Annotated in this window: 22 protein-coding genes; 13 read left to right on the forward strand and 9 right to left on the reverse strand. The window is 71.8% G+C overall.

What is annotated here, in order from left to right; all coding sequences use genetic code 11:
* Position 1: 1 nt before the first annotated feature.
* Entirely contained in the window at positions 2–964 is a 963-nt protein-coding gene (locus ABZ860_RS37195) for a glutathione S-transferase C-terminal domain-containing protein (RefSeq protein WP_357229760.1), read from the reverse strand.
* Between the two features lie 169 nt (positions 965–1,133).
* Positions 1,134–1,610, reverse strand: a complete 477-nt coding sequence (locus ABZ860_RS37200; protein WP_357229761.1) for an SPW repeat protein — start codon at positions 1,608–1,610, stop codon at positions 1,134–1,136.
* Positions 1,611–1,800: 190 nt separating this feature from the next.
* On the opposite strand from ABZ860_RS37200, the gene ABZ860_RS37205 reads away from it, so the two are divergent.
* Entirely contained in the window at positions 1,801–1,995 is a 195-nt protein-coding gene (locus tag ABZ860_RS37205) for a CsbD family protein (RefSeq protein ID WP_030506614.1), read from the forward strand.
* Between the two features lie 297 nt (positions 1,996–2,292).
* Here ABZ860_RS37205 and ABZ860_RS37210 read toward each other — a convergent pair whose 3' ends face one another.
* From ABZ860_RS37210 to ABZ860_RS37240, 7 genes are all read right to left on the reverse strand, one after another.
* Positions 2,293–2,418, reverse strand: a complete 126-nt coding sequence (locus tag ABZ860_RS37210) for a hypothetical protein (protein WP_357229763.1) — start codon at positions 2,416–2,418, stop codon at positions 2,293–2,295.
* Between the two features lie 273 nt (positions 2,419–2,691).
* On the reverse strand, positions 2,692–4,080 hold the full coding sequence (locus tag ABZ860_RS37215) for an alpha/beta fold hydrolase (protein WP_357229765.1): 1,389 nt from the start codon (positions 4,078–4,080) through the stop codon (positions 2,692–2,694).
* Positions 4,077–4,997, reverse strand: a complete 921-nt coding sequence (locus ABZ860_RS37220) for a hypothetical protein (protein ID WP_357229767.1) — start codon at positions 4,995–4,997, stop codon at positions 4,077–4,079. Before ABZ860_RS37220 ends, ABZ860_RS37215 begins: the two co-directional genes overlap by 4 nt.
* Before the next feature lie 529 nt (positions 4,998–5,526).
* A complete protein-coding gene (locus tag ABZ860_RS37225) occupies positions 5,527–6,732 on the reverse strand; it encodes a cytochrome P450 (RefSeq protein WP_357229769.1) in 1,206 nt (401 codons plus the stop codon).
* Between the two features lie 38 nt (positions 6,733–6,770).
* On the reverse strand, positions 6,771–8,468 hold the full coding sequence (phnE, locus tag ABZ860_RS37230; RefSeq protein ID WP_357229771.1) for a phosphonate ABC transporter, permease protein PhnE: 1,698 nt from the start codon (positions 8,466–8,468) through the stop codon (positions 6,771–6,773).
* Positions 8,461–9,243, reverse strand: a complete 783-nt coding sequence (phnC, locus tag ABZ860_RS37235; RefSeq protein ID WP_357229773.1) for a phosphonate ABC transporter ATP-binding protein — start codon at positions 9,241–9,243, stop codon at positions 8,461–8,463. Before phnC ends, phnE begins: the two co-directional genes overlap by 8 nt.
* Positions 9,236–10,228 carry a phosphate/phosphite/phosphonate ABC transporter substrate-binding protein gene (locus ABZ860_RS37240; protein ID WP_357229775.1) on the reverse strand — a complete coding sequence of 331 codons (993 nt, stop codon included), beginning with the start codon at positions 10,226–10,228 and terminating at the stop codon, positions 9,236–9,238. The genes phnC and ABZ860_RS37240 overlap by 8 nt, the downstream gene beginning before the upstream one ends.
* A 166-nt stretch (positions 10,229–10,394) precedes the next feature.
* Between ABZ860_RS37240 and ABZ860_RS37245 the strand changes: the two genes are divergently transcribed.
* The 12 genes from ABZ860_RS37245 to ABZ860_RS37300 form a co-directional block, all read left to right on the forward strand.
* Entirely contained in the window at positions 10,395–11,828 is a 1,434-nt protein-coding gene (locus ABZ860_RS37245) for an alpha/beta hydrolase (RefSeq protein ID WP_357229777.1), read from the forward strand.
* Positions 11,825–11,989 carry a hypothetical protein gene (locus tag ABZ860_RS37250; RefSeq protein WP_357229779.1) on the forward strand — a complete coding sequence of 55 codons (165 nt, stop codon included), beginning with the start codon at positions 11,825–11,827 and terminating at the stop codon, positions 11,987–11,989. Before ABZ860_RS37245 ends, ABZ860_RS37250 begins: the two co-directional genes overlap by 4 nt.
* Positions 11,990–12,000: 11 nt before the next feature.
* Positions 12,001–13,017 (forward strand): PaaX family transcriptional regulator C-terminal domain-containing protein, encoded by a 1,017-nt coding sequence (locus tag ABZ860_RS37255; RefSeq protein WP_357229781.1) that lies wholly within the window; start codon positions 12,001–12,003, stop codon positions 13,015–13,017.
* A 93-nt stretch (positions 13,018–13,110) separates the two neighbouring features.
* Positions 13,111–14,034 (forward strand): PaaX family transcriptional regulator C-terminal domain-containing protein, encoded by a 924-nt coding sequence (locus ABZ860_RS37260; RefSeq protein WP_357229783.1) that lies wholly within the window; start codon positions 13,111–13,113, stop codon positions 14,032–14,034.
* Between the two features lie 152 nt (positions 14,035–14,186).
* The gene (locus ABZ860_RS37265; RefSeq protein ID WP_357229785.1) at positions 14,187–15,080 is read left to right on the forward strand and encodes a transporter substrate-binding domain-containing protein; all 894 of its coding nucleotides are present in this window, start codon (positions 14,187–14,189) and stop codon (positions 15,078–15,080) included.
* Positions 15,077–15,937: an amino acid ABC transporter permease gene (locus ABZ860_RS37270; protein ID WP_357229787.1), complete on the forward strand. Its 861-nt coding sequence runs from the start codon at positions 15,077–15,079 to the stop codon at positions 15,935–15,937. The genes ABZ860_RS37265 and ABZ860_RS37270 overlap by 4 nt, the downstream gene beginning before the upstream one ends.
* Positions 15,934–16,755 (forward strand): amino acid ABC transporter ATP-binding protein, encoded by an 822-nt coding sequence (locus ABZ860_RS37275; RefSeq protein ID WP_357229789.1) that lies wholly within the window; start codon positions 15,934–15,936, stop codon positions 16,753–16,755. Before ABZ860_RS37270 ends, ABZ860_RS37275 begins: the two co-directional genes overlap by 4 nt.
* Entirely contained in the window at positions 16,752–17,888 is a 1,137-nt protein-coding gene (locus ABZ860_RS37280) for a CapA family protein (RefSeq protein ID WP_357229791.1), read from the forward strand. The genes ABZ860_RS37275 and ABZ860_RS37280 overlap by 4 nt, the downstream gene beginning before the upstream one ends.
* The gene (locus tag ABZ860_RS37285) at positions 17,881–19,131 is read left to right on the forward strand and encodes a CoA transferase (protein WP_357229793.1); all 1,251 of its coding nucleotides are present in this window, start codon (positions 17,881–17,883) and stop codon (positions 19,129–19,131) included. The genes ABZ860_RS37280 and ABZ860_RS37285 overlap by 8 nt, the downstream gene beginning before the upstream one ends.
* Before the next feature lies 1 nt (position 19,132).
* On the forward strand, positions 19,133–20,254 hold the full coding sequence (locus tag ABZ860_RS37290) for a 2-hydroxyacyl-CoA dehydratase family protein (RefSeq protein WP_357229795.1): 1,122 nt from the start codon (positions 19,133–19,135) through the stop codon (positions 20,252–20,254).
* Positions 20,242–21,489 carry a 2-hydroxyacyl-CoA dehydratase family protein gene (locus tag ABZ860_RS37295; RefSeq protein ID WP_357229797.1) on the forward strand — a complete coding sequence of 416 codons (1,248 nt, stop codon included), beginning with the start codon at positions 20,242–20,244 and terminating at the stop codon, positions 21,487–21,489. The genes ABZ860_RS37290 and ABZ860_RS37295 overlap by 13 nt, the downstream gene beginning before the upstream one ends.
* Before the next feature lie 175 nt (positions 21,490–21,664).
* Positions 21,665–21,810 (forward strand): SDR family NAD(P)-dependent oxidoreductase (locus ABZ860_RS37300; protein ID WP_357229799.1); only part of this gene is annotated, 146 nt, incomplete at its 3' end.

Genomic DNA, 21,810 nt, shown 5'->3' on the forward strand with positions numbered 1-21,810 from the left:
GCTACGAACTCCAGTCGATGACCGGCCCCGCGGGCACGATGCGCAGCGGGTTGATCTTCGGGTGGGTGCCGTAGTAGTGCCGCTTGATGTGGTCGACGTTCGTGGTGCCGCCGAAGGCGGGGTTCGCGTAGAGGTCGCGGGCGTAGCGCCAGAGATTGGGGTAGTCGGCCAGGCGGCGGAGGTTCGCCTTGAAGTGGGTCACGTAGACCGTGTCGAACCGGGCCAGCGTGACCCACAGGCGGACGTCGGCCTCGGTGAGCCGGTCGCCGAACAGGTAGCGGCTGCCGTCAAGGCGTTCCTCGAGCTCGTCGAGCGCCACGAACAACGTCGTCACGGCCGTGTCGTACGCCTCCTGGCTCTCGGCGAAGCCGCACTTGTACACGCCGTTGTTGACGTCGGCGTACACGCGCTCGTTGAGCGCGTCGATGTCGCCCCGCAGGTCCTCCGGGTAGAGGTCGATCCCCGGCCTGGCCCACCGCGCGAACGCCTGGCCGAGATCGAGGCTGATGTCGGGGAAGTTGTTGCTGACGATCCGGCGGGTGCGCCGGTCCCACAGCACGGGCACCGACACGTGGCCGTCGTAGCCGGGCTCGGTCGCCTCGTACGCCTCCCGCAGGAGCGTGAAGCCGTTGAGCTCGTCGGGGCCGTGGCCGGGACCCTCGCGGAACGCCCACCCGCGTCCGTCGCGCACGGGATCGACGACGGACATCGACACGACGTCCTCCAGGCCGAGGAGCGCCCGGACGATGACCGAGCGGTGGGCCCACGGGCAGGCCAGCGACACGTACAGGTGATACCGGCCGGGCTCGGCGGGATATCCGCCGCTCCCGTCGGCCGTCACGCGGTCGCGGAAGCGGTACAGGGGTCGCTCGAACGACCCGTCCGGCCGGGTGGCCGCCTTGATCGTGTAGTCGCCGTACGCCGCGAAGTCCACCGGACTCGCGACGGGGGCCGTTGTCGTCACGCCGCCACCGTCCTCTCGTCTCCGACGAGACGAGAGTAACGGGGGCCGGTGACACGACGCCCATGGCGTCGGCCGCGCCGGAACGACGTTCTCGGGACGGCGGTGCCGCGCCTGCGCGCCGGGTGTCCGGCGCGGGGCGGGGCGCCGCCCGCCGGAGGCCGGGGTCCGGTCAGTGGGCCGGTCCCATGTGCGTCGGTCCCGTGGAGCGGAAGCCGCCGGGCTGCCCGCGCTCCATCATGCCGAACCGCATGGTCGCCAGGCCGAAGAGCAGGATGAGCGCGCCGACCACCACGTTGCTGACGATCGTCGAGGTGGTCGCCATGCCCCCGCGGATCACCCAGGGGGCGATGATGGTCCAGATACCGAGCAGCGGGGCGACCCAGGAGATTCCGTAGGTGCGCCCGAACGCCGAGCTGTACCCCATCGCCAGGAGCGCCACGGCGAGGCCGGTGATCAGGTTGTTCACGGCGAGCGGAGTCCGCGTGCCGCTGAATCCGACGATCCACGGCGAGAGCGCTAGATACAGGCCGCTCAGGAGCGTGAGACCATCGGCGAGCTGCGCGGCGGGATTCGCCGCGGCGGCCTCGTAGCGAGCGCGCATCTGCATGATGTCGGGATGCGTCCCGATGTCGGCACCGTGTGTCATACGTCACACCACCCTTCAGAGGTGTGTGCTGTAGTCCTTATTCCTAGCGTACGCCCGATTCGTCACTTCTTCCCGTTTTGGTGGGATTGTGTTTGCGGGGTGTGAGCGGCGACACGCCGAGCGGCGTTTAGCCCCTTCACCAGCGGAAAGAGGGAGTTCGTCAGCTTCTGGAACCGAGAGGAGCGTCCGGATGAGCACGGAGGACAAGTTCCGCAACAAGTCGGAAGAGGTCGCCGGCAAGGCCAAGGAAGGGCTCGGCAAGGTCACCGACGACGAGAGCCTGGAGGCCGAGGGCCGGGCCGACCAGTCCAAGAGCCACATGAAGCAGGCCGGCGAGAAGGTCAAGGACGCCGCCGGCAAGGTGAAGGACGCCTTCAAGGACTGATCCGCGCGGGGGACGACGATCCCGCGGGAGGCGGCAGGCCGACGGGCCCAGAGGGACGGGCCGGTGGCCGTCGCCAGGGGACGAGGGGCCGCCGAGCCGGGCACGACTTCCCGGCGCTCCCGTCTCCCTTGACGGTGTGGAGAGTGGCCGGCTCCCCGGGGAGCCGGCTTCCACGTTCACCGGGCCCTTCGCCAGGCCGTTCACCTGGCGTCATCGCCTGGCGAGACGGTCGTCTTGGGGAGAGCCGGTGCTGCCGGGCCGGCGCCACCGGCCCGCGACGACGAAGACGCCCGCCGGTCAGGCCGCGTGCGGCAGCGAGACGCGGAAGGTCGACGTCACAAGAGCCTGAACGAGACGCACGAGCAGCGCCTCCAGGACCATGATGGCCGCCCGGGAGAGTACGGCGGCGAGGAACTCAGACACTTCACACCTCAATTGGACAAATCGGCTTCTATGGAAGAGTGACGCATCAACCTCCCAAAACGGCGTAGTTAAGGTTACCGTTCGGTGAACGATCGGTGACCGTTGCGGATACACGTCCTGATCATGCGTCCCCTGCCGCGTCCGGACCGAGAGCGTCCCCAGCGAGAGCGTCCCCGAGCGAGACCCTGCCCCGGCACGTCGGCCCGGGCCGGCAGTCTGTCCGGAGAAAGGCCGGTGCCCGGGCCGGGCGGCCCGGGCACCGGCCCGTGCGGGTCAGCCGGGGTAGGGGCGGTTGAACCGGGGCGGGGTGAACGAGACATACCGGGGGGCGGGGTCGGCCGCCAGCGCCGCCGCACGGGCGTTCATCGCCGGGGCGGACGTCGCGGGCCAGTGACCGCTCCGCAGCCGGTCGAGCATCGTCGCCAGCGCCGCTTCCTGCTCCGCCGGTGAGAAGTCGCAGTGCCCGACGGTTTCGGTGTACGTCTGGCGCAGCAGGGAGTTCGCTCCCGCCCGGCGCACCTTCTCCCCGTACGACTGTTGCTGGGCGACGGTGGAGATCTGGTCACCGGTGCCCGACACGGTCAGCACGGGGATCCGCAGGTCGCCGTCCAGGACGATGCCGCGAGAGAACCGCTTGACGGCGTCGGGGTCGGCCGCGATGCGGGGCGCGTCGGCCAGGTTCTTCAAGTCGGCCCCGAGTTTCAGGCCGGCGGCCTCGTACAGTTCGCCGACGGCACGCCGGAGGGCGGGATCGGCCAGGCGCAGTTGCTTCGCGTAGTCCACGCCGGTGTTCCAGGACGGGTTTCCGCCGACCACCGCCATGATCTGGCGCCGGCTGCTCATGGCCTGCCCGACGTAGGGGAGGGGCCCGCCGGCGAGCGCGAGGTAGGCGCCCTGCTCCAGCGCGTTCGCGTCCCCGCTGTCCGGAGGCGGCGGCGTGGACCCGTCGGGATTGCGGCCCCAGGCCGGAAGCTGGCCGATCGCGGCGGCCAGCGCGATCCGGGCCCGCCCCTCCGGGGTCTGCTGCGCTGCGGCCAGGGCGTCGATCCATGCCTTCCTGGCCGACTCGACGTCCTCCGGGATGTCGGCGACCGGCAGCCCCGGTGCGACCAGGCGCTCGAGCACGAAGAGCGTGTCGAGCTTCTGATTCCACTGGCCGACGGACCCGCCGAGGCCGCCGCACATCGGGACGGCGGCGTCGAAGGCGTCAGGATGGACCTGGGCGACGCCGGCGGCGACGAAACCGCCCATCGAGGTGCCGGAGGCGATCGCCTTGCGTGCCCGGCCGTAGGCGGCCTCGAAGCGGGCCAGCGCTTCGGCCTGGTTGTCGATGGCGGACCGGATGTCCCAGCCGGTGACCGCCCGGCTCGTCCCGCCGCGGGCGACGCCGTCGGCCAGCAGACGCGCGGTCAGGGGCTCGTTCCGGCCCGTGCCGGCGAAGTCGAGGGCGACCACCACGGTGCCGTTCCAGCCGGCCGGGACGACGAACTCGTACGGTGTGCCGTCGTCGAGGGTGCCGCTGATGCACGTGGGGTGGGCGGGGGAGTCCGTCAGGCACGGTGTGCCGCCGGGAGGCCCGGCGGACGCCGAGGCCGCGGTTCCGCTTCCGACGACGGTCGCCAGCGCGACGGCCAGGCACGCGGTCGCCTTCCGGCCGATCACAGTGACAGCCCCTTCGACTCGACCTTCCACCCGTTCTCGCCGCACAGCCCGCAGTCGGGGCCGACGAAGCGCGCCCCCGCGGCCCGGTCGCCGCGCAGGACGTAGTCGAACCAGTCCGCGGCCACCTGCCAGCCCTTGGTGGCCTCGAGCCCCGCGATCAGACCGGTGTGCCCGGCCGCCGTGTCGCTGACCAGGGCGGCGGGAACGTCGAGCAGGGCGTAGTTGTCGATGCTGTTCTGGTAGGCGACGTCGTCAGGGCCGCCGTTGACCAGCAGCGTCGGCGTGTGCAGATCGGCGAGACGGTCCCGCCCGTAGCCGCCGAAGGCGGGCTCGGCGAAGTACCCGGTGTTGAACCCGGCGACCGCGTCGATCATGGGGTCGGTCCCGGCGGCGAGGGCCTCGACGCCGCCGCAACTGTGGCCGAGCACGCCGACCCGCGTCGTGTCCACCCGGCCGTCGAACTGCTTGCGGGCCTGCTTCGACTCGGTGGCCCAGTGGGCGGCCGCGAGGAGCGCCTCCGGGTGCGCGATCGTGTTCTCGGGGGTGTTGGGGACGGCGAACTCGTCCACCGCGCCGTTGGCCACGACGATGTACCCCTGGGAGGCCAGGCCGGTGAGGAACGTGATTCCTTCCAGGTTGCTCGTCGCGCAGGCGCCGTTGCCGTAGACGATCACGGGCAGGCTGCCCTTGCGCAGTGCCTTGAGATCGGCCGGGCGGTACACGGTGTGTCCGGGCAACCCCTCGGCGGCCTCACGGACCGTGGGCAGTATGGCCCGCGTCGAGGCGCCGGCCGTGGGGGGCTTCGGCGGTGGCGGATTCTGGGCGGACGACGCTGCGGCGGCACCGGAGCCGGCGAGGACGACGGCCCCCACGGTCGCCGCCAGCAGGGTCCGCGCGGTCATGGAGCGGGCAGGCATGTCGCGTTTCCTCCACGGTTGATGGACGGGCAGGGGGTGTTGGCTCGGGGCCCGACGAGGTCCGCGAATGGCCGGCGGGGTGCCTGGCAGCTGTTGTGAGGCACATTGCCATCGCCAACGCAGACGATCGTTCAGCTTTCTGTCACCAATGTCAATCCCCGATTGCCGCCTCGGCGGTGTGCGGAGCGCTCGGGGCGTACGCCGGTGCGGCGGCGGCAGGCGAAGCCCGGTGAACGTCCGAGTATGCCTGTGGAGGTGGGGCGACCGGCCGCGATCCGGGTCAGGTCCGGGCTTGTTCGAGCCGCCCGCCGTACCGAGGTCGACGCACCGCCCGCGGCCTGACGAGCGACATCCACGCGGCGCTGGTCCCGGTAAATGTCATATGGAACGCCGTACGCGCCCCTTCGACGCCGGGGCCGAGGGGCGGGCACCTGAAGGCGGCGACCGGCGTCCGGAGGCGCAGGGCCGGTGGCAGGGCCGGTGGCAGGGGTCAGCGGCAGGGGTCAGTGGCGCAGGTCAGTGGCGCAGGTCAGCGGCGGGGGACGAGGCGCAGCGGTGCCGACCTGGGCCCGAACTCCAGCCAGTTGAACATCTCCACCTCGCCGTCCGGTTCGACGCGGGTGGTTCCGGCGAGCAGTTCGCCCAGCGCTGCCCTCATCTCCAGCCGGGCCATCGCCGCGCCAGGGCAGCGGTGCGCGCCCCGCCCGAACGCGAGGTGCCGGTTGGGCCGTCGCTCCAGGTCGAGCCGGTGGGCGTCGTCGAACACCGTCTCGTCCCTGTTCGCCGAGGGGAAGATCATCGCGATCGCCTCACCGGCCCGCACCGTGCGGCCGCCGAGATCGACGTCCCGGGTGGCGGTGCGGGCGAACACCCGGTAGGGGGCGTACAGGCGCAGCAGCTCTTCGACCGTCGCCGGCAGCAGCCCGGGGTCGGCGCGCAGCCTGTCCTGGAGGCCGGGGTCACGGGACAGATGGACCGCGGCGCTGCCCAGCACGGCGTGCGGGGCCCCGATGCCGGCCACGATGGTCTGCCGGACGGTGGCCACGACCAGGTCGTACGGGATCGGCCGTTCCGGGTCGCCGGACGCCCGCAGCAGGCTGGTCACGAGGTCTTCGTCCGGGTCGCGGGGGGCGGCCCTGCGGTCCTCGACGATGGCCCGGGCGATCGCGTACAGCTCCTCACTGGCCGCCATGACCCGGGCCCGGTCCATCTCCTGGATGGCGAAGCTGTACTCGACGCCGATCCGGCGGATCTCCAGCACCTGGTCGACCGGCAGGCCGAGGAAGAGCGCGAAGCACTGCGCCGCGTACGGCAGCGCGAACTCCTGGGAGTAGTCGCCGCCGCCGCGGGCCAGCAGCGGTCCCAGCAGCTCGCGCGCCGCCTCCGCGAAGGCCGGTTCGAGACGCCGCACCACGCTGCGGCGCAGCACCCTGTCCATCGGAGCGCGGTAGATTCCGTGCTCGGGCGGATCGAAGTGCAGCGGCGGCCGGCGCTGGGCGCGCGGCACGTGCGGGACGACGTTCTGCACCGCGGTGCTGAACGTCTCGCTGTCCCGGGCCACCCGCACCACGTCCGCGTAGCGGGTGGCGGCCCAGAAGCCGCCGAACGCGTCGCTCCACGGCACCGGGCAGCGTCGCCGCAGCTCGGCGTAGACCTCGTGGGAGCTGTCGAACGTCTCCGGCGCGGTGGGGTCCCAGTCGGAGGCGCGCCCGGGGCCGCCGGCGGTGGTGGTCATGGTGGAATCCCTTCCCTTCCCGTCATGAGCCCGCCCGCTCACAGCAGGTGCCTGCGTGCGACCCGGGCGAGCGTCTCGATGGCGTACACGACGACGGCGATCGCGATGACGATCGCGGCGGTGGTGTCGTAGCGGAGCGTGGCGATCGACTCCTGCATCAGGTAGCCGACGCCGCCCGCGCCGGCGATGCCGAGCACGACCGACTCGCGCAGCGCCAGGTCGGCCACGAACAGGCTGTTGCCGGTGAACGACGGCACGAACTGCGGCCAGATCCCGGCGGCGAACGCCTGCCACCTGCGGGCGCCGACCGAGGTCAGCGCCTCGTGTGGCAGCGGGTCGAGCTGCTCCAGGGAGTCGGCGAAGAACTTGGCCGCCAGCGCGGTGGAGGAGATCCACAGCGCCAGGAAACCGGCGAACGGGCCGAGCCCCAGCGCGGCCACGAACAGCAGCGCGTACACCAGGTCGGGGATACCCCTGACCACCACCAGCAGCACCCGGACCACCGCGGACAGCGGCCGCCAGGGGGTGGTGCCGGCGGCGGTGAGCAGGGCCGGCACCAGCCCGCAGGCGGCGCCCGCCGAGGCGGCGCCCAGCGCCATGAGCAGGCTCTCCAGCACCGCCATGAGCAGGTCGCCGGAGAACGCGGGCGGCCACATGCCGGCGAGCACGCCCCGCAGGTTCGGCCAGGCGCCGGACAGCCGGCCCGGGTCGGGGCTCACGGACCACAGCGACACCAGGAAGACCACTCCGGTGGCGACCGCGCCGGCCACCCGCAGCACCCGGCCGCGGTCCCAGCCGACGTCGTGCGGGGCGCGCCCGGCGGGCAGCGCGGCCGTGCCCGTCGTGTCCCCGCCGGACCGGCCGGCCCTGGTACTGCGGCGGCCCGTGTTTTGGCGGCCCGTGCTTTGCTGGCCCGTGCGGCGGCGGACCGCCACCGACAGCAGTTCCAGCAGCAGCACCAGGACGACGATCACGCAGATGATGCCCGCCGCCCGGTGGTAGTTGAGGCTGCCCAGCGCGGTCTGCAACGCCACGCCGATGCCGCCGGCCCCGACGACGCCGAGCACGGCCGACGCCCGGATGTTGATGTCGAGGCGGTAGAGCACGATGCCGGTCAGCGCCGGGAACACGCGGGGCAACACGGTGGAGACGGCCACCTGCACCTCGCCGGCCCCGCACGCGCGGGCCGCCTCGGCGGGGACGGGGTCGGCCTCCTCGACGGCGTCGGCCAGCAGCTTCGCGATCATGCCCACCGAGTGCACGGCGACGGCGAGCGCGCCGGCCGGCGGGCCCAGGCCGAAGATCCGCACGAACAGGATCGCGAAGGCCAGCGTCGGCACGGCCCGGGTCAGCACGACGACCACCTGGGCGGCAGGCCGCAGCCAGCGGGGGCCGCGGTGGGTGCGCGCGGCGACGAAGGCCAGCGGCACCGAGGCCAGCGCCGCCAGGCCGGTGCCCGCCACCGCGATGAGCAGCGTCTCGGCGATCATCCCCGCGACATCGCCGGCGTCGGGCAGGTCCGGCGGCCACATCCGGCGCAGCAGCCGGGCGGTGTCGCCCAACCCGGCGGCCAGCGAGGCGGGGGACAGGCCGATCCACCAGAACGTCAGCCAGGTGACGGCCACGGCCGCGACGAGCAGCCCCGCCGCGATGAGGGCGCGGGCGCTCCACGGCGGCCGCAGCGGGCCCGGGTCCGCCGCGGGCGGGGAGTGCGTGGCGGGGCAGGTGCTAACCATCGCGGGATCCCGCGGTGTCGTAGATCTCCCGCAGCCGCTCGGCGGTGAGGGCGGCCGCCGGCTCGTCCAGCACCAGCCGGCCGTCGCGCAGCGCCACGACCCGGTCGGCGGCGGCGAGCGCGAGCTCGATCTGATGCAGGCTGCACACGACGGAGATGCCGTCCTCGGTGCTGATCCTTTTGAGGGTCTCGAGCACCAGCACGCTCGCCGCCGGGTCCAGCGAGGCGACCGGCTCGTCGGCGAGGATCAGCTCGGGGCTCTGCAGCAGGGTCCGGGCCACCGCGACCCGCTGCTGCTGCCCGCCGGAGAGCGTGTCGCAGCGCTGGAACCGCCGGTCCGCCAGCCCGACCCGGTCCAGCTGCTCCACGGCGCGGACCCGCAGCGCGCGGGGATAGCTCATGACCCCGTATCTCGGCAGCCGCAGGGTGGCCAGCGACCCCATCAGCACGTTCTCCAGCGCGGACAGCCGTCCGACGAGACCGAACTGCTGGAAGACGAACCCGACCCTGGCACGCAGGGCGCGCAGCCGGCTCCGGGAGCAGGCGGCGGGGTTCTCGCCCAGGGTGCGCACGGTGCCGCTGTCCGGCAGGTGCATGCCGTTGACCAGCCGCAGCAGCGTGGACTTGCCGGCCCCAGAGGGGCCGACCAACGCGACGAACTGCCCCTGCGGAACGTCCAGTGAGACACCGTCGAGCACGGGGGTGCCGTGGAAGCCCTTGCCGACCTCCGACAGCCGCAGCACGGGGTCGCCGATCACGGCGGGTTCCTCAGCCACCGGACGTGCAGACCTCGGCCTTGGTGATCTCGCAGATGCGCGCGATCGGCTGGTAGGTGGCGTCGGTGGCCTTGACGAACGTCCAGGCGGTGGAGGCGCCGAGGGTGCAGGCCGCTGCACCGGCGTATTGTCCCCAGTTCTTCGGGCCCTTGATCTCGCTGCCCTTGCAGAGCCCGGCGGAGGCGGCGCCGGTGGCGGTCAGCCCGGTCACCGTCTTGACGATCTTGTCGCGAACGTCCTGCGGAAGCCACGTGCCGACCACGATCGGCGGCCCGGGGATGAGCGGCGAGGTCCACACCTTGGTGACCTGCCCCGGCTTGAGCAGGCCGCGGGCGGGCAGCAGCTGGTCGATGAACACGTCGCCGACGAAGGCGATGTCGCAGTCGCCGGCCAGCAGCGAGGCGACCGCCGTGTCGTGCCCGTGGGTGAACACCTTCTTGACGTCCTTGTCCACGTCGACGCCGGCCTCCCGCAGCGAGGCGAGAGGCTGCAGGTAGCCGGTGGTGGAGCCGGGGTCGGTGAAGCAGACGTCCTTGCCGGCGACGTCCTTGAGCGAGGCGATGCTCTTGTCGTCGCCGCGGGTCACCCCGTAGGCGTAGGCGCCGGGGTCGCCGCCGGGGGCGGCCAGCGGGACGGCGACGGGCTCGACGTCGGCGCGGCTACGGGCCAGGTAGTAGCTGAAGGCCCCGTAGACGGCGACGTCCACCCGCTTGGCGACCTGCGCCTCGACGACGGCGGCGTTGCTGGTGACGGCCTGGAACCGCACCGGGACGCCGAGGTCCTTCTGCAGCGCGGAGACTATCGGGGCGAACGACGCCTCGAGGTTGTCGCTCTGCTCCGACGGGATCGCGGCGAAGACCAGCTCGTCGGGCCGGCCACCGTCGGCGGATGCGTTCCGGGTGCTACCGGGACCGGCACCACAGGCGGACAGGAGTGCGATCGCGGCACCCGCCGCGACGACGCCCGGAGCTGACTTTCGGACCATCGAGGCTCCTCACATGCAGGTGGTCGGGCCAAAGTAAGCAGGCCCAAGAGCATTGTCAACAGTTCTATGACGACCGTAAGATTTCTGCCGAATGTGATCAGCGGCTAAATTCGGACGACCGTTCAACGAACTGTTGCGTATCTCGCGTCGCAGCAGCTTCCCACTCATGGAGGCGGACATCAATCCCCGTTCAGTGATCAATCGGGCGACCCGTGCCGTGACCGCGCTCACGGCGGCGGCTCTCGCGCTCGCCCTCCCGCCGGCCGTCGGCCTGCCGCTCGCCTCGGCGGCGTCCGGCCAGGCCGGTCCCATCAGCGTCACGGGCGTCCATCCGAGCGGCGCCACCTACGCGATCGAGGTTCCGCGGAACTGGAACGGCACCGTGCTGACGTTCAGCCCGGGGTACGGCCAGGGCGCCGGCCCGCAGCACCTGCCGGCCGACCTCGGCGGCAACGCCGCCGCGCAGAGCTGGCTGCTGGCCCACGGGTACGCCCTGACCGGCACCCGGCCCTACGGGAGCGGCTGGGCCGTCGAGGAGACCCTGCGGGCCTCCGCCGACACGCTCGCCACGTTCGCCGAGGTCGCCGGGAAGCCCACGACCACCCTGGCCTGGGGCGGCTCGATGGGTGGCGCCATCGCGGCCGGCCTGGCGGAACGGCGGCCCGACCTGATCGACGGCGCGCTGCCGTACTGCGCCTCGGTGGCCGGGCCGGTGGCGATGCTCAACCAGTCGCTCGACGCGGCCTTCGCGTTCAAGACGCTGCTCGCCCCCGGCGACGACGCGGTGAAACTCGTCCGGCCGGCCTCGGCCGACGAGGAGACGCGGAGCGTCGCGGCCGCCCGCGCCGTCCTGGACGCCGCCCAGCAGACTCCGGCCGGGCGGGCCCGCATCGCCCTCGCCGCGTCCTTCGCCCAGGTCTCCACCTGGTCGGTGACCGGCACCGCCGAACCCGCGGCGCGCGACTGGGCGGCGCAGGAGGCCCAGGAGTACGCGGCCTTCATGGCGACGGTCTTCTCTCCCCGCTACCCGCTCGAACAGCGGGCAGGCGGGAACTTCTCCTGGAACACGGGCGTGGACTACCGCCGGGAACTGCGGGAGTCCGGGCGCATGACGCAGGTGCGCGCCCTCTACGGCAGTGCGGGACTGGACCTCGACGCCGACCTCGCGGCCCTGGCGGCGGCGCCGCGCGTCTCCGCCGACCCCGGCGCCGTCACCTACATGGAGGACTACTTCACCCCGCGCGGCGCGCTCGGTGTCCCGGTCCTCACGATGCACGAGCGTGGCGACAACTACCCCACCGTCACCCAGGCCCGCGCCTACTCCGACGTGGTGCGGCGCGCCGGGAACCAGGCGATGCTGCGCCAGGCGTTCGTCGACCGGCCCGGCCACTGCCGCTACACCGGCGCCGAGTTCGTCGCCGCGGTGCAGACCCTGCGGAACCGGGTCACCACTGGCCGCTGGACGGACGTGGACGCTCATCGGCTCGGCACGCTGGCCGCACGCCTGGCCACCGAGGACCCGGACCTGGGTGCCGCGCAGTTCGTCCACTACACCCCCGACCGTTTCCTGCGCCCCCACGTCCCGCGAGGTGAAGAATGAGACCTTCCGTGCACTGGTCGTTCCGGCACCCCCGGACCGCGACCGAGATCGCCGGGAGGAGTCCGCACGCGGGGGCGGGTGACGTAGGATTCGGGCACGTCGAGCCCGGTGAACGCGCCCGTTTTCGGGAGGTGGCCGGCTGGGGCACCTACACCGGCTGAGGAGTCTGACCATGGAGGGACGCCGGGTGACCGCGTCGCCGGAACCCGGCTCCCTGCCCAGGGCGCGGCAAGGGGCCGAACCGCAGCGGCTGCTGACCACGCTGCTGGGCGATTACTGGTTCTGGCGCCAGGAGCACATCCCGTCGGCGGCGCTGGTCCGGCTGCTGGAGGAGTTCGGCATCACCGCGACCAGCGCCCGCGCCGCCCTGCGGCGGGTCGCCGCACGAGGGCTGCTGGTCAGCTCCCGCGACGGCCGCACCACCGCGTACGGACTGCCGCCCCGGGCGTCCGACGTGATCGTCGCGCACATGCGCCGGCTGCTGACGTTCGGCGCCGTCACACCGCGCTGGGACGGGCAGTGGACGGTTGTCACGTTCTCGGTGCCGGAGGACCAGCGGGACACCCGACGCGCGCTGCGCGACGGGCTGCGCCTGCTGCACTTCGGCATGATCTTCGACGCGGTGTGGGTGTCGCCGCACGACAAGACGGACGACGTCGTCGAACTCGTGCGAAGGCTGGGTGTGCGCGGGGCGGTCGTGTTCCGGGCCCGCAAGGTCGCCGACGACGACCTGGACCCGGTGCTGGACCACGCTTTCGACACGGCCGTGCTGCGCGAGCGCTACCTGCGCTTCATCGATGCCCACCGGCCGGTGGCCGAGCGGCTGGCGGAGTCCGTCCCGCGCCCCGCGGAAGCGCTGCGGCTGCGGACCGCGATCATGACCGACTGGCGGGTGTTCCCCACGCTCGACCCCGATCTCCCCGCCGAGCTGCTGCCCGCCGGCTGGCCGCGCGACGAGGCCAGGCGGCTGTGCGTGCAGATCTACGACTCGCTCGGGGAGCCGGCGGAGCAGCGGTTCCGGGAGATCCTCGCCGAGTTCGACCCGGAGCTGGCCGGGCTGGCCGCCCATCACACCTTCGCGCAGGTGGCGGCCCTGGAGCCGCCCGCGACTCGCCGTCACACGAGCTTCGACGAGACGACCGACCGCGACCGGCTGGACCTCATCGCCCGCGGCGACCTGGACGGTTGATGCGGTGGCCGCGGCACGGTGACGTGAGATCGCGCAAAAGCATGACATTCTGATAACGAGCGCACGCTCAAACGTTGTCAATATACTCCTGATGTGAATGATCGAGAGAGGTCCGAGGCGGAGGACGTCGATTTTCCGCGCTTCCAAGTGGGCGCACCCCCGCAGCACCTGATCACGACGCTTCTGGGGGACTACTGGATCAGCCGGCCCGAGCAGCTGCCGTCGGCGGCCCTGGTGCGGCTGACCGAGGAGTTCGGTGTCTCCGCCGTGGCGGCCCGGGCCGCGCTCAGCCGCCTGACGAAACGGGATCTGCTGGAGTCGTCCAAGATCGGGCGGCGCACCTACTATCGCCTGACCGATCGGGCCGCCGCGGTGATGCTGGAGGGGCGGCAGCGGATCATGTCCTTCGGCCTGGAACAGGGCGCGTGGGACGGACGATGGGTGATGGCGGCGTTCTCCATCTCCGAGGAGCAGCGCGACCTGCGCCACGCGCTGCGCGCCAGGCTGCGCTGGCTCGGCTTCGCCCCGCTCTACGACGGGCTGTGGGTCTCGCCGACCGCGAACGCCGACAGTGCGGCGGCCGTGCTCACCGAGCTGGAGATCCCCATGTCGACGGTCTTCCGCGCCGAGGCCCTGGACCTCGCGGGCATGCGCGCCCCGCAGGAGGCGTGGGACTTCGATCAGCTCCGCCGCACCTATGAGGGCTTCGTTGCCCAGTACTCGCCTCTTCTGGAACGCGTCCGCAGGGGCGTGGTCGGCGCGTCCGAGGCGCTGGTCGCGCGTACGGGGATCATGGACACCTGGCGGACCTTCCCCAACCACGACCCCGACCTGCCGGCGGAGCTGTTGCCGGCCGACTGGCCGCGCGCCGCGGCCAGGGACCTTTTCGTGGAGATCTACGACACCCTCGGGCCGCTCGCCGAGTTCCGCGTCAAGCAGATCGTCGCGGAGTTCGAGCCCGGGCTGGCCGAGCTGGTCGCCCACCACAGGACCAGTTCCATCCTCGCGCTCACCTGATCGCTCTCGACGGCGGGGCGGTGTCTCGGCTCGCCCCGCTCGTCTCCACCTCCGCACAGCCGCCCCTTGACAGGTGTGCGTCTCTAGGTGTGACACTTATCCCCACGACCGCAAAAATAACTGCAGCATTAGCTGGTCGCGGAAGGATCACCATGAGAATCCCCAGGACCATCCTCGCGGGCGCGGCGGCTTTGACCCTCGCCGGCGTCGCAGCCTGCGGCGGAGGCGACGGCGAGACGCAGCGGCCGGCCGGTGCGACGACTCTGTACGACGCCCTGCCCGACAGCATCAAGGAAGCGGGCGTCATCCGATTTGCCGGGGATTCCCACCCGCCCTATCGGATCGTCGCCAACGACGGCAAGACCGTCACGGGCATCGACAAGGAGTTGCAGGACGCCCTCGGCAAGGTGCTGGGGGTCCGCACCGAGATCTCGATCGTCAGCGGCCTGCCCGCGGCGCTGTCCGGCATGCTCGCCTCCAGGTACGACGCCTTCAACGGTCCGGTCAAGGACAGCGCCGACCGTGAGAAGCAGTTCGACGCGCTCGTGTGGATGGTCACCCGGACCTCCTACCTGATCCCCAAGGCCGGGTCCTCGGCCATCGGCAGCTCGGGTGACCTGTGCGGCAAGCGCGTCGCCGGCACCGCAGGCAGCATCGTGGAGGACCAGGCCAAGCGCCTGACCGAATGGTGCGCCAAGCAGGGGAAGCCGGGGCTCGACTTCATCGGCTTCGCCGACACCAACGGCACCATCCTGGCCGCCAAGTCCGGCCGGGCCGACGCGGCCGGCATGACCGAGAGCGCCGCGCTCGACGTGCTCTCCAAGGAGAAGGACGCCTTCACGTACGTCACGCAGACCGAGGAGCAGGGCGCCGGCGTCGACCAGCTGGCGATGCTCGTGCCCAAGTCCAGCGGTCTCGGCCCGGTCATGCTCGACGCGTTCAAGGAGATCTTCAAGAACGGCGAGTACAAGAAGATCATGGACAAGTACGGGCTCCAGAAGGTGGCGGTCCAGGAGCCCAAGATGAACACCGCGGCGACGCAATGAGCGTGGCACCACAGACCGTGGCACCACGGGCCGTGGACGTCGCCTCGGCCCGTCCGCGCATCCGCCCCCTGCGCTGGGTGGCCGGCGCCGTGCTGCTCGTGCTCATCGCGCAGTTCGCCTGGTTCCTCGTCACCAACCCGCGGTTCGAGTGGCCGGTGGCCGGCACGTACCTGTTCGACCCGAACGTCCTGCGCGGCCTGGGCATGACGCTGCTGCTCACCGTCATCGTGATGCTGCTGGGCAGCGTGCTCGGGGTGCTCCTCGCGGCGGGCAGGCTGAGCGGCTTCCGGCCGGTGGCCTGGGCCTGCGGCGTCTACGTCACGGTCTTCCGCAGCATCCCGCCCCTGGTCCAGCTGATCTTCTGGTTCAACCTCGGTTACCTGCTGCCGCGGATTCCGCTGGGCGTGCCGTTCGGCCCGACCTTCGTCTCGTGGCCGACCAACTCCGTGATCAGCTCGCTGACCGCGGCCGTCATCGGGCTCACCCTGCACGAGGCCGCGTACATGGCCGAGATCGTCAGGGCCGGCATCCTGGCCGTGGACGGCGGCCAGCGTGACGCCGCTCGCGCGATGGGGTTCACGGCGAGGCAGAGCTTCGTCAAGGTCGTGCTCCCGCAGGCGATGCGGGTGATCGTCCCGCCCGCCGGCAGCGAGTTCATCAGCCTGCTCAAGGGCACCTCCCTGGTCAGCGTGATCGCGATGGCCGACCTGCTCTACTCGGTGCAGGTGATCTACAACAGGACCTACGAGATCGTGCCGCTGCTGATCGTCGCCTGCGCCTGGTACCTGGTGGTGGTCATCAGCCTGTCCTTCGGCCAGCGGCGCCTGGAGCGGCACTTCGGAAAGGGGCAGCGGTGAGCGACACGCCGGTCCTGCGCGTCCGCGACGTGCGCAAGCGGTTCGGCGACCACGTGGCGCTCGACGGGGTGAGCCTGGACGTGCGCGAGGGCGAGGTCGTCACCGTGATCGGCCCGTCTGGGTCGGGCAAGTCCACCCTGGTCCGCTGCGTCCACCAGCTGGAGAGCATCGACGGCGGGGCCATGTACCTCGACGGGGACCTGCTCGGCTACGAGTTCCACAGGGGCCACCTGCGCCCGCTTCCGGACCGGCGCGTGGCCGCCCAGCGCGGCCGCATGGGCATGGTCTTCCAGCAGTTCAACCTGTTCCCGCACTGGAGCGTGCTGCGCAACGTCATCGAGGCGCAGGTGCTGGTCCACAGACGGAGGCCGGAGCAGGCGCGCGAGGAGGCGCTGCGGCTGCTGGAGCGTGTGGGGCTCGCCGGCAAGGCGGACGCCCATCCCCGGATGCTCTCCGGCGGACAGCAGCAGCGCGTCGCCATCGCCCGGGCCCTGGCCACCAACCCGCGGATCATGCTGTTCGACGAGCCCACCAGCGCTCTGGACCCCGAGCTGGTGGACGAGGTGCTGAGCGTCGTGCTCGACCTGGCCCGCGGCGGCATGACCATGATCATCGTGACGCACGAGATGAGCTTCGCCCGCGAGGTGGCCGATCGGTGCGTCTTCATGGAGAACGGCCGGGTGGTCGAGACCGGCACTCCCGAGAAGATCTTCGACAACCCCGCCTCGCCCCGCCTGCGCGCCTTCCTGTCGCGCTACTCCGGGCGCGCGGCGCACACCCCCGACGAACGCGTGCTGGAGGAGGAGTCCACCTCGTGAGCTTCACGGTAATGGCCGTCGGCGACCTCGTCGTCGACGAGCCCGATCCCGCGTCCTTCTTCGCCCCGGCCCGGGAGACGCTGGACCGAGGCGATGTGGTGATCGGCCACATCGAGGTGCCCCACAGCACGTCCACCGCCCAGGTCAGCACCGACGTCCCCGCCCCGCCCGCCGATCCCGCCGCGCTCTCCGCGGTCGCCGACGCGGGCTTCCACGTGGTGACGCTCGCGGGCAACCACGTCTACGACGTCGGCGACCAGGGGGTGGCAGACACGATCACGTACGCGACCGGGGCCGGGCTGGCCACCACGGGCGCCGGCATGACGCTCGACGAGGCCCGCCGTCCCGCCGTCGTGGAACGCGACGGGCTGCGGATCGGCGTGCTCAGCTACAACTGCGTCGGCCCCCGCGAGTCCTGGGCGACCAGCCGCAAGCCCGGCTGTGCGTACGTCAAGGTGCTGACCCACTACGAACTCGACCACGCCAGCCCCGGCGGGCCGCCCGCCGTCTACACCTTCGCCGACCCCGCCTCCCTGGAGCGGATGGCCGAGGACGTGGCGGCCCTGGCCGCCGAGGCCGACGTCGTGCTGGTGTCGCTGCACAAGGGCGTCGGGCACACGCCCGCCGTCCTGGCGATGTACGAGCGGCCCGTGGCCCATGCCGCCGTCGACGCCGGCGCGCACGCCGTGTTCGCCCACCACGCCCACATCATGCGCGGCGTCGAGATGTACCGCGGCAGGCCGATCTACCACGGCCTGGGCAACTTCGTGACCGTCACCCACGCGTTGACGCCCACCACGGGCGACGCGGGCGAACGGGTCGCGTGGGCGCGCCGCAGAGTCGAGCTGTACGGCTTCGCCCCCGACCCGGACATGCCGTACTACCCCTTCCACCCCGAGAGCCGGAACACCGCGATCGCGGTCTGCCGGTTCGACCGGGACGGCCTGGGCGCGGCCGGCCTGATCTCTGCCGGAATCGTGCCCTGCTGGATCGACGACGCGGGCCGCCCTGTGCCGCTCGGGGACGACGAGGAGGGGCGGCGGGTCGTGTCGTACATCGAGCGCATCACGCGACAGGCGGGCCTGAAGACGGAGTTCCACTGGGAGGGAGACGAGGTGGTGCTGCGTGGCTGACCGTCCGCTCACCGGCCGCACGGTGATCGATCTGACCACCGCACTGTCCGGACCGTACGCGACCCTGCTGCTGGCCGGGCTCGGCGCCCGGGTGATCAAGGTGGAGAATCCGCTGACCGGGGGCGACAGCTCCCGCAACAACGCCCCCTACATCGGCGCCGACGGGCTGACGCTGGCCCGCCACGGGGACGACGACATGTCCGTGTCGATGCTCCTGCGGGGCCGCAACAAACAGAGCGTCACGCTCAATCTCAAGCACCCCAAGGCCCGCGACGTCCTGGCCGGCCTGGTCCGGGTGTCGGACATCATGATCGACAATTACAGCGCCGGCGTCATGACGCGGCTCGGCATCGGCCACGACTGGGCGAGCGCGATCAACCCGCGCATCGTGTGCACGTCGATCAGCGGTTTCGGTGCGCAGGGCGGTCCTGGCTCGGGCAAGGCGATGGACACCATCATCCAGGCGCTTAGCGGCGTGATGATGACCGCGGGCGCGCCCGGCGAGCCGCCTGTCCGCTTCGGGCTGCCGGTGGGCGACCTGGTCGCGCCGCTGTACGCGGTGATCGGCACGCTCGCCGCGGTCCTGCGGGCCGACGCCACCGGCCAGGGCCAGCACGTGGACGTGTCCATGCTGGGGGCGCTGACCTCGCTGGTCGCGTGCGAGCCGTTCGACGCCTACGAGAAGCTGGGCCTGCCGATGCGCACGGGGACGACCGTGCCGAGGCTGGCGCCGTTCGGAACGTTCCCCGCCGCGGACGGATGGTTCGCGCTGTGCGGCCCTACCGACGCCTTCGCCCGCGGCCTGTTCACGGCGATGGGACGCGACGACCTGGCCGCGGACCCGCGCTTCGCCACCAGGGACGCGCGTGTGGCCAACGCCGGCGAGTTGCACGAGCTGGTGGGCTCGTGGGCGGCGGACCGTCCGCTCGCCGTGATCCTCGACCTGCTCGCCCGGCACGGCGTGCCCGCCGCCGAGGTGCGTGAGCCCGGCGACGCCGTACGCGACCCGCTCGTGCTGGAACGCGAGGAGGTCGTGCCCCTGGAGCATCCGCGTCACCGTCCGGGCCAGGATCGCCGCGGTGACCTGTACGGGACCGGCGTGCCGATCCGCTTCTCCGCCTCGGAGGCGGGGCTCGACCGGCCGGCGCCCGGCCTCGGCGAGCACAACGCCGAGGTCTACGGCGGACTGCTCGGCTACTCCGACGACGAGCTCAAGGCGCTGGCCGAAGAGGGGGTGATCTGACATGGCTACGGCGCTGGCCGCGCTGGAGGAGGCGTACGCACGGCGCGGCGCACCTCCGGCCGCCTCGAAGGACCGGACCGACGGCCGGATCGACGGCCGGGCCGGCGACCGGACTCCGGTCGTCGGCTACGTCGGGGCGGACGTGCCGGTCGAACTGCTGACCGCGGCAGGGGTGCGCGCGTTCCGTCTCACCGGCGACCCGGAGTCCGGCTCCGCGCTCGCAGACCGCTATCTGGGCGGTGGGGTGGACCCGATGGCCCGCTCGGTGCTCGCCCGGCTGCTCGCCGGGTCCTTCGGCGATCTGGATCGCGTCGTGGTCTCGCATGACTGCGAGGCCTCCCTGCGGCTGTTCTACGCGTTGCGCGAGCTGCGTCGCGTGGAACCCGCAACCGGACTGCCCGAGGCGTACCTCGTGGACATCCTGCACCTGCCGCACCGCACGACCGCCCAGTACAACCGTCGCAGGATCGGCGAGTTCGCGGCCAGGCTGGAGGCCTGGACCGGCCGGCCCCTCGACCTTGCCGGGGCTGTGGCGGCGCACGACGAGCGGCGCCGCCTGCTCGCGGCCGTCGCCGAGCTGCGCAGGGCCGTGCCCGCCCGCCTGACGGGGCGGCAGTTCCTCGCGGTGGTCAACGCGGCCCTGCCCGTGGACCAGCACATCGCGCTGCTCGAACGGCTGCTGGCCGAGGCGGGACAGCTCGAGGAACACGCCGGGCGGCGCGTCTTCCTGAGCGGCAGCGACCACGACACGCCGCACGTGTACGAGGCCGTCGAATCCGAGGGCTATGTGATCGTCGGTGAGGACCACTCCTTCGGCGATCTCTCACTGAAGGAACCGATCGGCGCGGGCGGCCTCGACGCGCTGGCCGAGCACTACCACCACAGCGGTCCGACCGCCCACCGCGCCACGGCGAGCGAGCGCGCCGCGCACGCGGCGACAGCCGTACGGCACTGCCGGGCCGAGCTCTTCGTCGCCTATTGCAGGATCGGCGACGAGGCCCCGGCCTGGGACTTCCCCGCGCAGCGTGCGGCGCTGGACATCCCCGCCGTGCTGCTGGAGCGCCAGGAATACGGGCGTGCCGACCTGACCGCCCTGCGGAAGGAACACCCATGCGCAGTGTGAAATCCCTCGCCACGGCGGCCGAGGCGGGCAGACACCAGCGCGAATGGTTCGCCGACCTGCGCCGGCGGGTCGCCGCCGGCGAGCCGTTCGCCCTGCTGAACGCGGACGTCCCGCACGAGATCTTCCGCACGATGGACATCCCGTACGCGGTCAGCCAGTGGTGGGCGTCCCTGGTGGCCGCCAAGCAGCGCTCGGGGCACTACCTGGAGCTGGTGCGGCAGCGCGGCTACCCCGACTACTCCGAGCAGTACAACTCGGTCACCCTCGGCTCCGCCTTCGATCCGGAGCCGGAGGCCGGCCCCTGGGGAGGCCTGCCCAGACCGGACATCGTCGTGGGCGACGCCTCCGGCGACGTCACCCGCAAGATCTTCGACATCTGGGGTCACGAGCCCGGGGTCACCTTCTATCCGCTGGAGAGCGCCGCCGAGAACGAGGTTCCCCTCAACTGGTGGGAGCTCATGCCGCATCGGTGGGAAGAGGCCGTCGGCCCGGCCAGACTGGACCTGCTCACCGCGGAGCTGGAGAACCTCGTCAGGTTCCTGGAGACGACCACCGGAAGACGATTCGGCGAGTCCCGCTTCCGTGAGGTGATGGCCCTGGTCAACGAGCAGGAGGAGTGGAACAGGAAGACCCGCGACCTCATCGCCCGCACCCGGCCCGCTCCGCTCGGCGTCGTCGACAGCATCCCCAGCGTCATGCTCCCTCAGTGGCATCGCGGCACCGAGTGGGCCCGGGACATGGCCAAGCGCTTCTACGAGGAGGTGCGCGACCGGGTCGACGCGGGCCATGCCGCGTGCCCCGGCGAGCGGGCCCGGCTGATGTGGATCGGCCGCGGTCTCTGGTACGACATGGGCTTCTACCAGCGCTTCCAGGAGGAGTACGGGGCGGTGTTCGTCTGGTCGATGTACCTCGCCGTCGCCGCCGACGGGTACATCCGCTACGGCGACGACCCCATGAGGGCCCTGGCGGCACGCTTCGCCGCCTTCACCGACCAGCTCTACACCCCGCCGTGGTCGAGCGAGTGGTACGTGAAGGAGGCCCGCCTGCACGGCATCGACGGCGTGGTTCACCTCGTCTCCGACGACCCCCGGGGCAGCTACTTCACCGCCAGGGCGCTGGAGGCGGCCGGCTTCCCGGTGATCGAGATTCACGCCGACAACGTCGACACTCGCACCTTCGACGACGAGATGGTCAAGCGCGTCGGCCGGTGGCTGGAGAGCGTCGTCCTGGCCTGACCCGGATCGTCTCCCGGGCTCGTCCGGGCCAGGTGCGGCCTGCCCGTGACGCCTGCCCGTCGCCATCATCGGCGGCTACGCATCATCAGGCCCAGACGTTGGGCAAATCTTTGACGATCGTCACATAAGTGACATATGTTTGCATCATCCACCCATACAACTCAGGGGGAATCTCATGGATCTTTCGGGCAAGGTGGCCGTTGTCACTGGTGCGGGCCGTGGGCTGGGCCGGGCGTATGCCGAGGCGTTGGCGGCGGCTGGGGCGGCGGTGGTGGTCAACGATGTGGACGGGGAGGCGGCTGCGGGGGTGGTCGAGGCCAT

The sequence above is a fragment of the Microbispora sp. NPDC046973 genome (genome assembly GCF_040644495.1).
Classification (GTDB): domain Bacteria; phylum Actinomycetota; class Actinomycetes; order Streptosporangiales; family Streptosporangiaceae; genus Microbispora.

Excerpts from the sequence above, each read along its gene's own strand:
- phnE (WP_357229771.1), bottom strand. The coding sequence starts at position 8,468 with ATGGTTAGCACCTGCCCCGCCACGCACTCCCCGCCCGCGGCGGACCCG.
- ABZ860_RS37295 (WP_357229797.1), top strand. The coding sequence starts at position 20,242 with ATGCGCAGTGTGAAATCCCTCGCCACGGCGGCCGAGGCGGGCAGACAC.
- ABZ860_RS37200 (WP_357229761.1), bottom strand. The coding sequence starts at position 1,610 with ATGACACACGGTGCCGACATCGGGACGCATCCCGACATCATGCAGATG.
- ABZ860_RS37240 (WP_357229775.1), bottom strand. The coding sequence starts at position 10,228 with ATGGTCCGAAAGTCAGCTCCGGGCGTCGTCGCGGCGGGTGCCGCGATC.
- ABZ860_RS37265 (WP_357229785.1), top strand. The coding sequence starts at position 14,187 with ATGAGAATCCCCAGGACCATCCTCGCGGGCGCGGCGGCTTTGACCCTC.
- ABZ860_RS37205 (WP_030506614.1), top strand. The coding sequence starts at position 1,801 with ATGAGCACGGAGGACAAGTTCCGCAACAAGTCGGAAGAGGTCGCCGGC.
- ABZ860_RS37270 (WP_357229787.1), top strand. The coding sequence starts at position 15,077 with ATGAGCGTGGCACCACAGACCGTGGCACCACGGGCCGTGGACGTCGCC.
- ABZ860_RS37290 (WP_357229795.1), top strand. The coding sequence starts at position 19,133 with ATGGCTACGGCGCTGGCCGCGCTGGAGGAGGCGTACGCACGGCGCGGC.
- ABZ860_RS37250 (WP_357229779.1), top strand. The coding sequence starts at position 11,825 with ATGAGACCTTCCGTGCACTGGTCGTTCCGGCACCCCCGGACCGCGACC.
- ABZ860_RS37245 (WP_357229777.1), top strand. The coding sequence starts at position 10,395 with ATGGAGGCGGACATCAATCCCCGTTCAGTGATCAATCGGGCGACCCGT.
- ABZ860_RS37225 (WP_357229769.1), bottom strand. The coding sequence starts at position 6,732 with ATGACCACCACCGCCGGCGGCCCCGGGCGCGCCTCCGACTGGGACCCC.
- ABZ860_RS37220 (WP_357229767.1), bottom strand. The coding sequence starts at position 4,997 with ATGCCTGCCCGCTCCATGACCGCGCGGACCCTGCTGGCGGCGACCGTG.
- ABZ860_RS37255 (WP_357229781.1), top strand. The coding sequence starts at position 12,001 with ATGGAGGGACGCCGGGTGACCGCGTCGCCGGAACCCGGCTCCCTGCCC.